Source organism: Pseudarthrobacter phenanthrenivorans (genome assembly GCF_036455295.1).
GTDB lineage: Bacteria > Actinomycetota > Actinomycetes > Actinomycetales > Micrococcaceae > Arthrobacter > Arthrobacter phenanthrenivorans_C.
In genome coordinates, this window is record NZ_JAYXNX010000011.1 from 44,377 (window position 1) to 57,525 (window position 13,149).

The following is a 13,149-nucleotide window of genomic DNA, read 5'->3' on the forward strand; positions in this document are numbered from 1 at the left end:
GGATAATGCCCCTTCCGGCTTCGCGCCTGCCCGCGTGTTCATGCGCTTATGGGGGAGGCGCCGGGGGTGTCCTGGCCCACACCCAACACGCCCGCCTGAATCTCGATTTGATAACGCAGAAACGATGTCCTAGCGTGAAATGCATGCCCGTTCGGCGGGCTTTTTGATTGCCCGGTGCTGCCTCCACCAGAACTGCCCAGCGGCAGCCACCGACAGTGACCTCTATTCGTCAGGGGCGGGCAGTGGCGCGACGATCTCCGGGGACGGAACCAGCGCTGGTGGCCTTCAGGAGCATCACCATCATGAAAAACACCAAATTCCGTACTGCCGCACGCCGCGGAGTCACCCTGGCCGCCGTCTCCGCGGCAGGTTTGGCACTCTCAGCCACGGCGGCCAACGCAGCCACCCCCACATCCACCTGGGACGCACTCGCACAGTGCGAGAGCGGCGGGAACTGGTCCATCAACACGGGCAACGGCTTCTCCGGCGGCCTGCAGTTCACCTCCAGCACCTGGGCAGCCTACGGCGGAACCGGGTCCCCGGAGAACGCCAGCCGTGACCAGCAGATCGCTGTAGCCGAGCGGGTCCAGGCCTCCCAGGGCTGGGGAGCCTGGCCGTCCTGCTCGTCGCAGCTTGGACTGAGCGGCGGCGGCGGAGCGCCGGTACAGAGCGCTCCGGTCCAGAGCGCCCCGGTCAAGGTCCAGAGCGCCCCTGTCCAGAGCGCCCCGGTAAAGCAGGCGCCGGCGCCGCGGCACGCGACGTCCGTTCCTCTCAGCGGTGAGACGTACACCCTGCAGGCCGGGGATACCTTGAGCATCGTCGCCGAGAAGCTGGGCATCCAGGGCGGCTGGCAGCACCTCGCGGACGCGAACCTGGACACCATTTCGGATCCGAACCTCGTATTCGAGGGACAGGTCATTCAGCTCCCCGCCTAATACCAGCGGACGTTCCACCAGCGGCCTTGGCCGCACCGCCTTTCAAGGCGACACAGACAGGTCGGCGATAGACAAATTCCGTTGACCAAAAACGACGCCGGCACACCCCACAAGGGATGTGCCGGCGTCGTTCTTTAATGCCTCAGCCGCTGCGGAGCAGCCAGCCGGCCTGCGGTCAGCTGGCGTGCAGTTCGCGGACGATACGCACCTTCCAGGCCGATTCGTCGCTGGTGTCCAGCAACGCAACCGTGCCGTGGGCGAGGTTCAAGGCAACCCGCTTGACGGCCAGCAGCTCCAGGTAGAGGTGCTCATTCATGCGGGTAGGGGTGTCGATCATGTACTTCACGGCGTCGCGCACCTTGCGGTAGTTGGCGCTGCGTTCCCGGTGCATGTGCAGCTCCAGGGCGGAGCGCTGCTTGAGCCGCGGCTCGTGCCGGTTGAGCAGCGTCACAGCAGCGTGGACCGCGACAACAAGGGTCAGCGATACGCCGTAGATCCACCAGCCACTTCCCAGCAGGAACAGCGGCAGGTTGCCAATCGCCACGAGCGCTATGACAACGCGGAGGGCAGCTATCCGGCGGACAGTCCTGGCAACAGTGGCCATGCCATCGCGGAAGCGGTGCTGGTCTTTGCGGGCGGCGGCAGGATCGATGGTGAACTCGTCGAGAACCAGGATTCCCTGGGCTTCCGGGCCCAGCATCTGCCCGTAGCGGGGCAGTGCAGTGCGGGATGGGCTGACGGCTTTGTTCGGTGTAGATGTCATGAGTGAGCTTCCAAAACGCGGGGGTGGTTGCGGTGATCTTAGTGGTTTAACCTGAAAGGCGTATGCAGGCGTCCATTATTTGGACATTCCCGGTCCCAGCGTGTGGCCGCAGGCACAGCAATTGGCACTTCCGCCGGGGACCGTCAGACTGAAGAGATGCAAACCTTCCTTCCGTACCCTGACTTCCGCCAAAGTGCCGCAGCCCTGGACACCGCACGGCTGGGCAAGCAGCGGGTTGAAGCGCTGCAAACCCTGCGCGCGCTGGTCATTCCGGGCTACGGCTGGCAGACCCACCCGGCCATCCGGATGTGGATGGGCCACGTGCCCGCCCTCACCATGTACGGCCTGGCCATGGTGGACGAATGGATCGAACGCGGCCACCCGGACAACACCCGTGCGAACATCGCCGAGTTCGCCCCGCAGGCAGCGCACCCGGACTACGCGGCCAAAATCGTCATGCCGCCGTGGCTGGGTGAGCCCGACTTCCACCTGAGCCACCGTTCCAAGTTGGTCCACAAGGAACCCAAGTTCTACACCGCTGTCTTTCCCGACGCGATCCCGGACATGGACTACGTCTGGCCCGAGCCCCGGCACGAGTTCCTTCCGCAGGAACCGGAGGGGGATATTCTCTGGATCCTGCGGGAGCCACATGAGGACCTCGACCCCCAGTCCCTAACGACTGTGGCACTCCCGCCGGTTAACCGCAGCGCGGCCGCCGCTGCGGCAATGGCCGCCGGAGACGACGGCTACTCCCCTGTCTATGTTGAAGACGGCTCCCGCCGGCCGTCCCGTGCCCCGAAGAAGGCACCGCCCAGGCCGCAGGCGAAGAAACCCACCCGCAAACGGCTGGCGCAGGAGGAGGCCTTCCGGACCCTTCCCGGAAAGACACCGGTGGCGGTCCCGTTCGAGAACGGGGCCAGGTTCGCGGTGGGACAGGTCGTGGGGCGGCCCATCACCCTCGATGACGGCCGTTTCGGCAGGAACTTCGAAGTCACCGAGATCGTGGACCGCTCCGCGTTCGCCTACCCGGCGCTGCTGCAGGATCCGCGCGTCTTCTTCCCGGTGGAGGCACCGTAGCTTATGACGATTCTCTTGGCCGGATGCGGCGATCTTGGTACTGAGGCGGGGTTGCGGTTTGCCGGCTTGGGCCACCGGGTTGTCGGGTGGCGCCGTTCCCCGGCGAAGCTGCCGGCCGCAATCGAAGGTGCCGCGGCTGACCTTACCGCTGGGGACCTGCCTCCTGTCCCCGAGGATGCCACCGCCGTCGTAATTGCCGTTGCCGCCGATTCACCCACTGAGGAGGCATACCGGGCCGCGTATGTACGTGGAGTGGAAAACGTCCTTGCTGCGCTGAAGCGGGATGCTGTAACCCCCAAGCGGATCATCTTTGTCTCCTCGACGGCCGTATACGGGGACGCGAGCGGCGGGTGGGTGGACGAGTCCACGGCCGCCGACCCCGGCGGCTTCTCTGGCCGCATCCTGGTGGAAGCGGAGGAACTGCTGCAGGCAAGGCTTGAAGGAACCAGCACTCTCGGTGTCTCCGTCAGGCTGGGTGGCATTTACGGGCCGGGACGGACCCGGCTGATCGACCAGGTGCGGAGCGGCTCGGCAGTCATTCCCGAGGACGTCCGGTACACCAACCGGATCCACCGCGACGATGCTGCGGCGGCCCTCGTTCACCTTGCCACCATGGAGGCTGCCCCTGCGCCCATCTACGTGGGTGTGGACAATGAGCCTGCCGACCTGGGCAGCGTACTGCGCTTCCTGGCAAGCGAACTCGGCCTTCCGGCACCGCGGCTCGGTGACGCGGGGCCTGCCCGTGGCGGCAACAAGCGCTGCCGCAACGACCTCCTGCGCAGCACCGGGTTCACCCTGGCGTTTCCGACCTTCAGGGAAGGGTACAGGGACGTTATAGCGGGGAACGGCGTCCGCCATCCGTAACTGGTCGGCCTTCCCTTAGTCACTGCCGGGCTGGTTGCGGAGACGCCTGGCCCGGGGTAGGGCAGGGAATGGACTTTCGGCAGATCATAGAGACGGTTGGGCAACTGGTCGACTTCGCAGGAGTGGCGGTCATGGTCATCGGGGCGGTGGTCTCCCTCCCGCTGGCGATCCGCGGTCATCAGCCCCGGCAGCTCCCGCCAGGCACTGGGAAGCTGAACTTCTACCGCTCGAACCGGCAGCTGCTGGGCAGGTCCATCCTGTTGGGCCTTGAGCTGCTCGTCGCCGCCGACATCATCCGGACCGTCGCCGTCACCCCGACGTTCGTCAGCGTGGGCGTGCTCGCCATCATCGTGCTGATCAGGACCTTCCTCAGCTTCTCCCTGAAGTTGGAGATCACCGGACGCTGGCCGTGGCAAAAGGAAACCTCCCCGGCCCGTTCCGCCTCCGCCGCTGCGACGCGCTGAGGGCAGTGGACAGGTTTTCCACATAGGGGTATTGGGCCGGCTTGATTGTCAGTGGTGGCTGGCAGAGTGGGGTTATGGAGGCCATTGGGGAGGATCTTGGTGGGGCGTACGACGCCGGCAATTGGCTGCCGCGCCCGGCTCACCTTCACGCCGTCCCCGGCGACCGGCTAGAGCAACCCGAAACGGTCCCTGGCAGCCGAGACGTCATGGCCGAGGTGGCCGTCCGAATCGCCGCCGTGGCCCTTGCCGCCCCGGAGGTGCTTGCAACGGCCAGTTATGTCGAGGCTGCCGACTTCGCGGCGTGGGCCGAGGGACTTGCCCGGACCGTGGAGTTCCTGCAACTGGTGGGCGCCGGTGCAGTGGATCGCACCCGTACCCAGGCCATCACCGGGGCCGCTGCCAAGACCCGCACCGCCCGGTTCTCGACGAGCGGGACTGAGGCTGCGGGCGAGACCGATTCGGAATGGCCCCGGCGGCCCTCCCGGGATGGCCGCCCGGTGGTGTCCCCGGCCGATGACGGGTGCCGGAACACCGCAGAGTTCCTCCGCCTCCGCCTCCAGATCCCCATCCGCGAAGCCCGCCGCAGACTCACCCTCTCCCACAACATCTTGCCCGGCACCACCCTTACCGGCGAACCACTCACACCACGGCGGCCCCACCTCGCCGCCGCCCTCGTCCCCACCCTCAGCACTGACACCCAAACCGCCGCCGGGGCAGACACAGGGTCCGGAACACTTGGCGGCCCTGCGGTGTCCTCCTATGCCGCAACCATCATCACCGCCACCCTCGACCGGCTTCAGCACCGCACCACCGGAGAGACCCTGGACACGATCGAACACCACCTCACCACCGCCGCCACCAGGTGCGACCCTGACTTCCTCACCCGCCTGGCCCAGCGCTGGACCGACACCATTGACGCGGACGGCACCGAACCCACGGAAGAAGCCCTCCGCCACACCCAAGGCGCTTTCATCCGCAAGCCCCGCCACGGCCTTCACCACCTCGAAATCTTCGCCACCACCGACCAATACGAACACCTCCTCACGGTGATGAACACCGCCACCAACCCCCGCACCAGCGGGAACTACCAACCAGGCCAAACCGGACGGATTGACCTGGACCGGCGCACCCGCGCCCAAAAGCAACTCGACGGCATCGTCACCGCTGCCAAGACCGCCCTCGCCACCAACACCCTGCCCGCCACCGGCGGCAACCGGCCCCAAATCATCGCCACCATCAATTACCAGGATCTCTTCCCCCAGCCCACCGCCGCGTCCGAAAGATCAGAACCAAGTTCGGAGGCGCGAACGCACACAGGAGCGGAACGGGGAACGGTGCCGGAATTCCGGCCAAGGATATCCGCCGGGAGTGCAACCGGGGCGTTCATGTTCACCGGACCCGTCGCAGCGGCCACGCTGCGCAAAATCGCCTGCGACGCCGACATCATCCCCGCCCTCCTGGGCACCCAAGGCGAAATCCTCGACCTCGGCCGCAAAATCCGCCTCTTCACCCCAGCCCAACGCACCGCCCTCACCGCCCGTGACCAGGGCTGCGCCTTCCCCAACTGCACAATCCCCGCCCCCTGGTGCGAAGCCCACCACATCACCTACTGGTCACGGGGCGGACCCACCACCACCAACAACGGCGTCCTGCTCTGCGGCCACCATCACCACCTCATCCACAAAGAACAATGGACCATCACCACCACCCACGGCATGCCGGCATTCATCCCGCCACCCCACATCGACCCCACCCAAACACCCCAACAAAACGACTACTTCAAACCACCCCCACCGCCCACCCGCGGGAATAATCACCGCCCCCAGCCGTCGGTTAGGCTTCACGCATGACTCAATCCAGCAGCGCCAAAGCCTCGGAACTTCTCCGCCTCCACCGCGCCCCGGAGATCCTCCAGGTGGTCAACGTCTGGGACGCCATCACCGCCAAAGTCATTAGCGACATCCCGGGAACCACTGCCCTGGCCACAGCAAGCCACTCAATCGCCGCAACGCTGGGCTACGAGGACGGTGAGAACATTCCAGTCGACGAGATGATCAGCTTTGTGGGCCGCATCGCCGCAGCCACCCATCTGCCGGTAAGCGCGGATCTTGAATCCGGCTACGGCAATCCGGGTGAGACCACCCGCAGGGCTATCGGCGTGGGAATCGTGGGGGCCAACATCGAGGACCAGATGCAGCCGCTGACAGACGCCGTCAACCAGATGGCAGCCGTTGTCCACGCCGGCGCTGCTGAGGGAATCGACTTCGTCCTGAATGCCCGCACCGATGCCTTCCTGAAAGGCAAGGACCGGGAGCCCGGTGAGGTACTGGCCGATGCCATCGGGCGCGGGAGGGCATTCCTGGACGTAGGTGCCACCACTGTCTTTGTCCCGGGCCTCCTGGACGAACCGACGGTGACTGCCCTGGTGGAGGGCATCGGCTGGAACAGGATCTCTGTCATCAACGTCCCCGGATCACTACCGCCTGCCAGGCTGCAGGAACTGGGCGTCGCCCGCATCTCGTACGGTCCCTGGACGCAGCGGGTCGCCCTGACCGCCCTGGCGGACACAGCCGCCGAGCTTCTTGCAGGTGGCCAGCTCCCTGGGAACACGCGTCCGTTGAACTAGCGGCTGCCGCGGCCGTACCGAGCAAAGGAGCCGAAAACCTTGACGAGGAACTTGAGTGCGGCAGAACTGTGGCCGCTGCCGCCTGCCTTGCCGCAGCCGGTATTCTCGGACCAGCGGTGGCTCGACGCCGTGTTCCTCCACTGGCGCATCCCGGAGGAAGTGGCCGCCGGCTTTATGCCTGACGGTGTACAACCGGATGTGTTCGATGGCAGCTCATGGGTTGGCCTTATCGGATTCCGCATGGAGCAAGCCGGGCTTGGACGGGGACCCGGCATCCCCTATCTGGGGAGCTTCAACGAGGTCAACGTGCGGCTCTACTCGCGGGAGGCGGACGGGACCCGCGGGGTAGTGTTCCTGACCCTGGATGCGAACCGGCTGCCCGTTGTCCTGGCCACCAGGGCAGCGGGAATCCCCTACGTGTGGTCGCGGATCCGTCACTGGCCGCCCTTTCCCGGGAACGGCGGCCAGGTCCAGGGGATCACCAGCGAAGCCGCGGGCGGCAACCGTGCCGGTGACTTTCCCCTGGGCTATTCCGTCCACAGGTTCGGCGGCTCAGGGGCACGAAGCGACTTCACTGTGATCCCCAGGCTCCGCACCGCAGCATGCGATCCGCTGTCCATATTCCTCACCGCCAGGTTCGGGATGCACGGCCGGTTCCACGGCAGGACAATTCACGTTCCGAATACCCACCACGAGTGGCCCCTCTTCGAGGCTGACGTCCACCAGATCAGCGACGAATTGGTCGGAGCGGCCGGCATCCCCGTTAGCGGGGCGCCGGAATCTGTCCTGTACTCGCCTGGGGTCCGTACGAGATTCGGCAGGCCGCGCCTGGTCGGAAACGGCGGCTAGAAAGTAGCCTCCCGCACATCCTGCACGTCCTGCCAGCCGCTGCCCTCCGTGTAGGTACTGACCAACGTGCCAATCCCTGACTGCAGAGAGTTGGAAGGGTCGAAGTACAGGGACGCTGTTGACGCACGGCTGTGGGTGATCAGCTGCTCAGCCTCAAGCTTCGCCTCAGGTACGGTTGCACCGATAATTCCGGTCCGCGCCGGCAGATCGGGCGTATGCACACGTTCGGCGTCGGTCTGGTGAGCGGCACCGTCGCCAAAAGCCCACTCCGCTACTTGCCCAGCCCAGCCTTCCTGAGCGCCTCGGCCATTGCGGTGTTGACGGGTTGGGGTTTCGGGGCAGGACTCCCACCGCTGCCGCCCCTGCCCGGCACCTGCTTTCCCTGCTGCTGCCGGTCCGGCCGGCCGCTGCGTCCACCCTTTTGTTCCGCTCCCTCACGGTTCCATTGCCCGCCCGGCTTACCCTGGCCGGCGGGCGCCGTCGTGCCTTGTCCGGAAGAACGGCGGCCGGAGCCCGAACCGGCGGCGGCAGGTTCGTCGTCGAGCCTTAGCGTCAGGGAGATACGCTTTCGCTCCGGGTCAGCCTCCAAGACCTTGACGCGGACGACCTGCCCGGATTTCACCACCTCGCGCGGGTCGGACACAAAGCGGTTGGACAGGGCCGAGACGTGGACCAGGCCGTCCTGATGGACCCCCACGTCCACGAATGCGCCAAAGGCGGCAACATTGGTCACCGTTCCCTCGAGAACCATGCCGGGCCGCAGGTCCGAGATCTTTTCAATTCCTTCGGAGAAGGTTGCGGTAGTGAAGGCAGGACGCGGGTCGCGGCCCGGTTTGTCCAACTCGGCGAGGATGTCCTTGACGGTCGGCAGGCCAACGGTATCGTCCACGAACTTGTGCGGGTCCAGGGACGACGCGGGTGCCGGGCCGGCGGCCACGAGGATTTTCCGCGCGACCGCGTAGGACTCCGGGTGCACGCTGGACGCATCAAGCGGGTCCGCTCCCCCGGTGATCCTGAGGAACCCGGCGCACTGCTCGAACGCCTTGGCGCCCAGCCGCGGCACCTTCTTGAGATCGGCCCGTTTCTTGAAGGGTCCATGTTCGTTCCGGTAGGCCACGATGTTCTCGCTGAGCAGGGGCCCGACGCCGGCCACCCGGCTTAGCAGCGCGGGCGAGGCCGTGTTGACGTCCACCCCCACGGCGTTCACGCAGTCTTCCACCACGGCGTCCAGGCTGCGGTCCAGTTTCGATGCCGTTACGTCGTGCTGGTACTGGCCCACCCCGATGGATTTGGGGTCGATCTTGACCAGCTCGGCGAGCGGGTCCTGCAGGCGCCGGGCAATGGAGACGGCCCCGCGCAGGGAGACGTCCATTCCCGGAAGTTCGGCGGCAGCGAGCGCGGAGGCCGAGTACACGGATGCGCCTGCTTCGGACACCACGAGTTTTTGCGGCTTCCGGTCCACCTCGGGCAGCAGTTTGATCAGGTCGGCGGCCAGCTTGTCCGTCTCCCGCGACGCCGTCCCGTTGCCGATGGCCACGAGTTCGGCAGCGTGCTGCCGCGCCAAACGGACCAGGGTGGCCAGGGCGTCGTCCCATTTACGTGCCGGTGCATGCGGGTAGACCGTGTCAGTGGCTACCACCTTGCCGGTGCCGTCCACCACGGCAACTTTCACGCCGGTCCGCAGCCCGGGATCGAGGCCCAACGTGGGGCGGTTTCCCGCAGGAGCGGCCAGCAGCACGTCGCGAAGGTTCGCGGCGAACACCCGGACTGCTTCGTCTTCGGCTGCCATGAACAACCTGGCGCGGAGGTCTGAGGTGAGGCGTGCCAGCACCCGGGTGCGCCAGGCCACCTGTGCTGTCTGCATCAGCCACGCGTCGGCGGGACGCCCGCGGTCGGCAACCCCGAGGAACCTGGCCACGGCGGACTCGTAGCGGGCGCGGGCGGCGGTGAGGGCGGCGTCGTCCGCCGGGTCGGCTTCGGCAAGGTCCAACTCGAGGATGCCATCCTTCTCGCCGCGGAACAGCGCGAGCACCCGGTGCGAAGGCATGCGGTCGGGTGACTGGGCGAACTCGAAGTAGTCCGCGAACTTTTGGCCTTCAGCTTCCTTGCCCTTTTTGACGCGTGACACCATCCGGCCCTGCGTCCACATCCGGTCGCGGAGGTTCGCGGCGAGGTCGGGATCCTGCGCCACCCGCTCGACCAGGATGGCCCGCGCGCCCGCCAGCGCGGCAGCGGCGTCACCAATCGCGTGCTCGCTGTTGAGGTACTTTCCGGCCTCACGCTCTGGATCCAGGTCCGGGCGCTTGAGCAGCGAGTCCGCGAGCGGCTCAAGGCCCGCTTCCCGGGCGATCTGGGCCTTGGTCCGGCGCTTGGACTTGAATGGCAGGTAGATGTCCTCGAGCCGTGATTTGGTGTCTGCCGCGAGGACGGCCGCGCGCAGTTCCGGCGTCAGTTGCCCCTGCGCCTCGATCGCTTCGAGAACGGCACGACGCCGGTCCGTGAGTTCTCGGAGGTAGCGCAGCCGCTCGTCGAGGTCACGGAGTTGGGTGTCGTCCAGCGTCCCGGTGGCTTCCTTGCGGTACCGGGCGATGAACGGCACTGTTGACCCGCCGTCGAGCAGTCCCACCGCCGCCTTCACCTGCCAGGCCTTCACGCCCAGCTCTGCCGCGATCTGGGCGAAGATGGCGTCTTCCTCCGAGGCATCGGGGGAAGTGGGAACGGGAGAAGGCGCAGGCACTTGAGTCACCAGAACATCTTGCCCTACCGGCCTGCCGGGCTCCACCGGACGATGCCTCTATGTGGATGGCTAGGGGGTGGGAGAGGGTATTCCTTTGGGCCCTGCAAAGTGCTGTAGTGGACATGCCGTTACTGGCGTTCCATGCTCGAGGAAGAGGCCGTCATGCGGGAGCTGCTTGTGGTGTTCCAGGAGGGGTTCGAGGACGCCAACATCACCATGACCGTCAACGGCAAGGAAGTGAGCAGGGAGGTGGGTGTCTCCACCAATCCCCTGCTGGGCATCGCGTCGGAGGTGTCCGTAGAGCTGCCGGCGAAGGGGGCCCAGGTGGGAGTGGAGGTCACCAATCGGGGGCTGAAGGCCATCACCAAGGTCAGCGGCAAGCCTAAAAGCGTGCTGGTCTCCATTGAGGACGGGCGGCTGCGGATGAAGGAAGGCACCGGCCGCGAAGCCGTGCTCTAGACAGTTTTCCCGGCCCGGAAACTGGCTCTGGTAAGAGTCCATTCGTTGGAGTATCATCTGATCACCGCCGGCTTCCGCTGGAGTCCGGCGGGCCACATAAGTCTTCAGCCGGGGGTCGTCGGATGGCCTCCGGCGCCGCTGCCCGGGACCAGCACCCCAGACAGCCAACGACGGCGGCACCCATGGTGGGTGCCGCCGTCGTCGTTTTGATGCGGTTGGCTGATGGGCCTTTACTTTAGCCCTGGTACACCGGGTAGTCGGTGTAGCCGGTGGCGCCCTCGGCGTAGAACGTGGAAGCGTCGGGCTCGTTGAGCGGAAGGCTTTCCTTCCAACGGCGGGCAAGGTCCGGGTTGGCGATGGCGGGCCGGCCGACGACGACCGCGTCCGCGTGTCCCCCGCCGACCAGGCTTTCGGCTTCTTCCCGTGTGGTGATCACGCCGAAGCCGGTGTTGACCAGGAAGGTGCCGCCGAAGCGTGCGCGGAGGTCCTGGACAAGCTCACCGGTTGGCTCGTGGTGCAGGATGCTCAGGTAGGCCAGGTTGAGCGGAGCGATGCTGTCCACCAGGACTTCGTAGGTGGCGCGGACGTCTGCGGCGTCAGTCTCGGCAATGCCCTGGACGTTGTGCTCCGGGGAGATGCGCAGGCCTACCCGGTTCGCACCGAGTGCGGCCACCACAGCATTGACCGTTTCGATGACGAAGCGGGCCCGGTTTTCCGGCGACCCGCCGTAGCTGTCGGTCCGGACGTTGGAGTTCGGGGCCAGGAACTCGTGTAGGAGGTATCCGTTGGCGGAGTGCAGTTCCACACCGTCAAACCCTGCCTCGATGGCGTTCAGCGACGCGTTGACGATTTCCTGGATGACCAAGGGCAGCTCGTCGGTGGTCAGCGCGTGCGGAACCGGGTACGGCTGCTTGCCGGCGGGAGTCCGGACGACTCCGTCGATTGCCACCGCACTGGGAGCAACGATGGGCAGCCCGCCGGTGATGTCGGGGTGGGACACCCGGCCGCCGTGCATGATCTGGGCGAACATGCGGCCGCCCTCGGCGTGGACCGCGTTGGTGACCTTCTTCCAGCCGGCAACCTGCTCCTGGGTCACGATTCCCGGCTGTCCCGGATAGGCCTGGCCTGCAGGAGTGGGGTACGTTCCTTCGCTGACAATGAGGCCGAGGGAAGCGCGCTGGCGGTAGTGCTCGGCGAGCAGGGGGCCCGGAATTCCCTTCTCGCCGGCGCGAAGGCGGGTCAGGGGCGCCATCACCAGGCGGTTGGGGAGTTCAAGTTCGCCGAGGGTGAGCGGGGAAAACAGCATGCGCAGTTCCTTTCAGAGGCTGAAAACGTACTGCCTATGCCAACTGTGGGGCGCGTGCAACTATTCCGATATCGCGCTCATGGGACGGGGATCACAGTAGCCGGTGGTCGGGACTACCGTTGTGCGGCCCTCAGCGGGTGGCTCCGGCTCCTGCACCCGGGCAGCCCTGTCCTTGCGGATTCGCGTGGCAGTCGTCGGCGTAGTTGCGGGTGAGCGAGCGCCACACACTGATGGTCTGCGGCGGGGCGCTGAACTGGCCCTGGCCCGGGATTTGCAGCGGCGGCCCGGAGTTCACGGAATAGGTGCCTTGGAATGACGTGGTCAGGACAACCTGGAAATCTCCTGTGGCAGCGTAGGGGTGGCTGGTCCGCGTCTTCTCACCCCATCGGTCCTGGGGCAACGGACCACCCATTGATGGTTGCGGCCCGAATACCGTTCCGTCCCCGTAGTTCCAGGTGTACTGGACCGGTGTGGCCACCACGTGGACCTTCTGGCCAAACATGGTGATATCGAACTGCTGCTCACCTGCGTCGGCATAGAAATTCGTTTCTGCGCCGCGGAGGGTGTTCGGGCTGGGCTGCGCGACGACCTGCCCCGCGTTGACCGGGAGGTTCTGGAACTGCCGCTGGATGTCCGCGGCGATGCGGGGCAACAGGTCTTCAGGCTTTGGATCATAAAGGCAGGTTGGTCCCGAATGATGTGCCCAAACAGCGCCTGGCACGCCCCGGGGGCGGGACAGCCACATGACGGGGATGCCCTTGGCACCGTCCTCCCGGTCCTTGCAGTCGAGCTGGCGGGCAAGGCAGGGAGTGTCAAAGTCTCCTCCCCCGAGGTGACACTGGAGTTCGTACTTGTATTCGTTGGGGTCGGTGCTTACCGCGCCGGGTTCAGCGCGTATGAAGTCACCTGTGTCGGGGTCAGGTGCCCAGGTGTCAGCCCCCACCTTTATCCCGCTGTCTACAAAGCCTCCACCGATCCGCGGTTTCGGCTTTGACCCATCTTCCGCATAGGCGGTCAAGAAAGACGCCGTCAAAAGCAGCGTGCAACAGGCGAGGATTGCCAGGACCTT

13 protein-coding genes are annotated in these 13,149 nt (G+C 66.1%); 8 read left to right on the top strand and 5 right to left on the bottom strand.

Annotation, left to right across the window (positions count from 1 at the left end; translation table 11 throughout):
- Positions 1-302: 302 nt before the first annotated feature.
- On the top strand, positions 303-935 hold the full coding sequence (locus VXJ37_RS14875; RefSeq protein WP_331323810.1) for a transglycosylase family protein: 633 nt from the start codon (positions 303-305) through the stop codon (positions 933-935).
- A 175-nt stretch (positions 936-1,110) separates the two neighbouring features.
- Here VXJ37_RS14875 and VXJ37_RS14880 read toward each other — a convergent pair whose 3' ends face one another.
- Positions 1,111-1,698, bottom strand: a complete 588-nt coding sequence (locus tag VXJ37_RS14880; RefSeq protein WP_141943352.1) for a hypothetical protein — start codon at positions 1,696-1,698, stop codon at positions 1,111-1,113.
- Between the two features lie 156 nt (positions 1,699-1,854).
- On the opposite strand from VXJ37_RS14880, the gene VXJ37_RS14885 reads away from it, so the two are divergent.
- The 6 genes from VXJ37_RS14885 to VXJ37_RS14910 all read left to right on the top strand — a co-directional run bounded on the left by VXJ37_RS14885 (position 1,855) and on the right by VXJ37_RS14910 (position 7,578).
- Positions 1,855-2,775 carry an MSMEG_6728 family protein gene (locus VXJ37_RS14885; protein WP_331323811.1) on the top strand — a complete coding sequence of 307 codons (921 nt, stop codon included), beginning with the start codon at positions 1,855-1,857 and terminating at the stop codon, positions 2,773-2,775.
- 3 nt (positions 2,776-2,778) lie between these two features.
- The gene (locus VXJ37_RS14890; protein ID WP_331323812.1) at positions 2,779-3,639 is read left to right on the top strand and encodes an NAD-dependent epimerase/dehydratase family protein; all 861 of its coding nucleotides are present in this window, start codon (positions 2,779-2,781) and stop codon (positions 3,637-3,639) included.
- Positions 3,640-3,707: 68 nt separating this feature from the next.
- Positions 3,708-4,103 carry a DUF1622 domain-containing protein gene (locus tag VXJ37_RS14895; protein ID WP_331323813.1) on the top strand — a complete coding sequence of 132 codons (396 nt, stop codon included), beginning with the start codon at positions 3,708-3,710 and terminating at the stop codon, positions 4,101-4,103.
- A 74-nt stretch (positions 4,104-4,177) separates the two neighbouring features.
- A complete protein-coding gene (locus VXJ37_RS14900; protein ID WP_331323814.1) occupies positions 4,178-5,953 on the top strand; it encodes an HNH endonuclease signature motif containing protein in 1,776 nt (591 codons plus the stop codon).
- The gene (locus tag VXJ37_RS14905; RefSeq protein WP_331323815.1) at positions 5,950-6,729 is read left to right on the top strand and encodes an isocitrate lyase/PEP mutase family protein; all 780 of its coding nucleotides are present in this window, start codon (positions 5,950-5,952) and stop codon (positions 6,727-6,729) included. Before VXJ37_RS14900 ends, VXJ37_RS14905 begins: the two co-directional genes overlap by 4 nt.
- Before the next feature lie 39 nt (positions 6,730-6,768).
- Positions 6,769-7,578, top strand: a complete 810-nt coding sequence (locus VXJ37_RS14910) for a YqjF family protein (RefSeq protein ID WP_331323816.1) — start codon at positions 6,769-6,771, stop codon at positions 7,576-7,578.
- Here the strand turns inward: VXJ37_RS14910 and VXJ37_RS14915 are convergent.
- Positions 7,575-7,799 carry a hypothetical protein gene (locus VXJ37_RS14915; RefSeq protein WP_331323817.1) on the bottom strand — a complete coding sequence of 75 codons (225 nt, stop codon included), beginning with the start codon at positions 7,797-7,799 and terminating at the stop codon, positions 7,575-7,577. The two genes, VXJ37_RS14910 and VXJ37_RS14915, sit on opposite strands and share 4 nt — an antisense overlap.
- A 50-nt stretch (positions 7,800-7,849) precedes the next feature.
- Positions 7,850-10,324 (bottom strand): Tex family protein, encoded by a 2,475-nt coding sequence (locus tag VXJ37_RS14920; RefSeq protein ID WP_331323818.1) that lies wholly within the window; start codon positions 10,322-10,324, stop codon positions 7,850-7,852.
- A gap of 132 nt (positions 10,325-10,456) precedes the next feature.
- Here VXJ37_RS14920 and VXJ37_RS14925 point away from each other — a divergent pair, with 132 nt between their 5' ends.
- A complete protein-coding gene (locus VXJ37_RS14925) occupies positions 10,457-10,774 on the top strand; it encodes a hypothetical protein (RefSeq protein WP_331323819.1) in 318 nt (105 codons plus the stop codon).
- A gap of 235 nt (positions 10,775-11,009) precedes the next feature.
- Here the strand turns inward: VXJ37_RS14925 and VXJ37_RS14930 are convergent, their stop codons facing one another.
- Together VXJ37_RS14930 and VXJ37_RS14935 are read right to left on the bottom strand one after the other, a co-directional pair.
- Positions 11,010-12,080, bottom strand: a complete 1,071-nt coding sequence (locus VXJ37_RS14930) for an alkene reductase (protein ID WP_331323820.1) — start codon at positions 12,078-12,080, stop codon at positions 11,010-11,012.
- A 130-nt stretch (positions 12,081-12,210) separates the two neighbouring features.
- On the bottom strand, positions 12,211-13,023 hold the full coding sequence (locus tag VXJ37_RS14935; RefSeq protein WP_331323821.1) for a hypothetical protein: 813 nt from the start codon (positions 13,021-13,023) through the stop codon (positions 12,211-12,213).
- Positions 13,024-13,149: the final 126 nt, after the last annotated feature.

Coding starts and splice junctions, on each gene's coding strand:
- VXJ37_RS14875 (WP_331323810.1), top strand. CDS start 303: ATGAAAAACACCAAATTCCGTACTGCCGCACGCCGCGGAGTCACCCTG.
- VXJ37_RS14880 (WP_141943352.1), bottom strand. CDS start 1,698: ATGACATCTACACCGAACAAAGCCGTCAGCCCATCCCGCACTGCACTG.
- VXJ37_RS14885 (WP_331323811.1), top strand. CDS start 1,855: ATGCAAACCTTCCTTCCGTACCCTGACTTCCGCCAAAGTGCCGCAGCC.
- VXJ37_RS14890 (WP_331323812.1), top strand. CDS start 2,779: ATGACGATTCTCTTGGCCGGATGCGGCGATCTTGGTACTGAGGCGGGG.
- VXJ37_RS14895 (WP_331323813.1), top strand. CDS start 3,708: ATGGACTTTCGGCAGATCATAGAGACGGTTGGGCAACTGGTCGACTTC.
- VXJ37_RS14900 (WP_331323814.1), top strand. CDS start 4,178: ATGGAGGCCATTGGGGAGGATCTTGGTGGGGCGTACGACGCCGGCAAT.
- VXJ37_RS14905 (WP_331323815.1), top strand. CDS start 5,950: ATGACTCAATCCAGCAGCGCCAAAGCCTCGGAACTTCTCCGCCTCCAC.
- VXJ37_RS14925 (WP_331323819.1), top strand. CDS start 10,457: ATGCTCGAGGAAGAGGCCGTCATGCGGGAGCTGCTTGTGGTGTTCCAG.
- VXJ37_RS14930 (WP_331323820.1), bottom strand. CDS start 12,080: ATGCTGTTTTCCCCGCTCACCCTCGGCGAACTTGAACTCCCCAACCGC.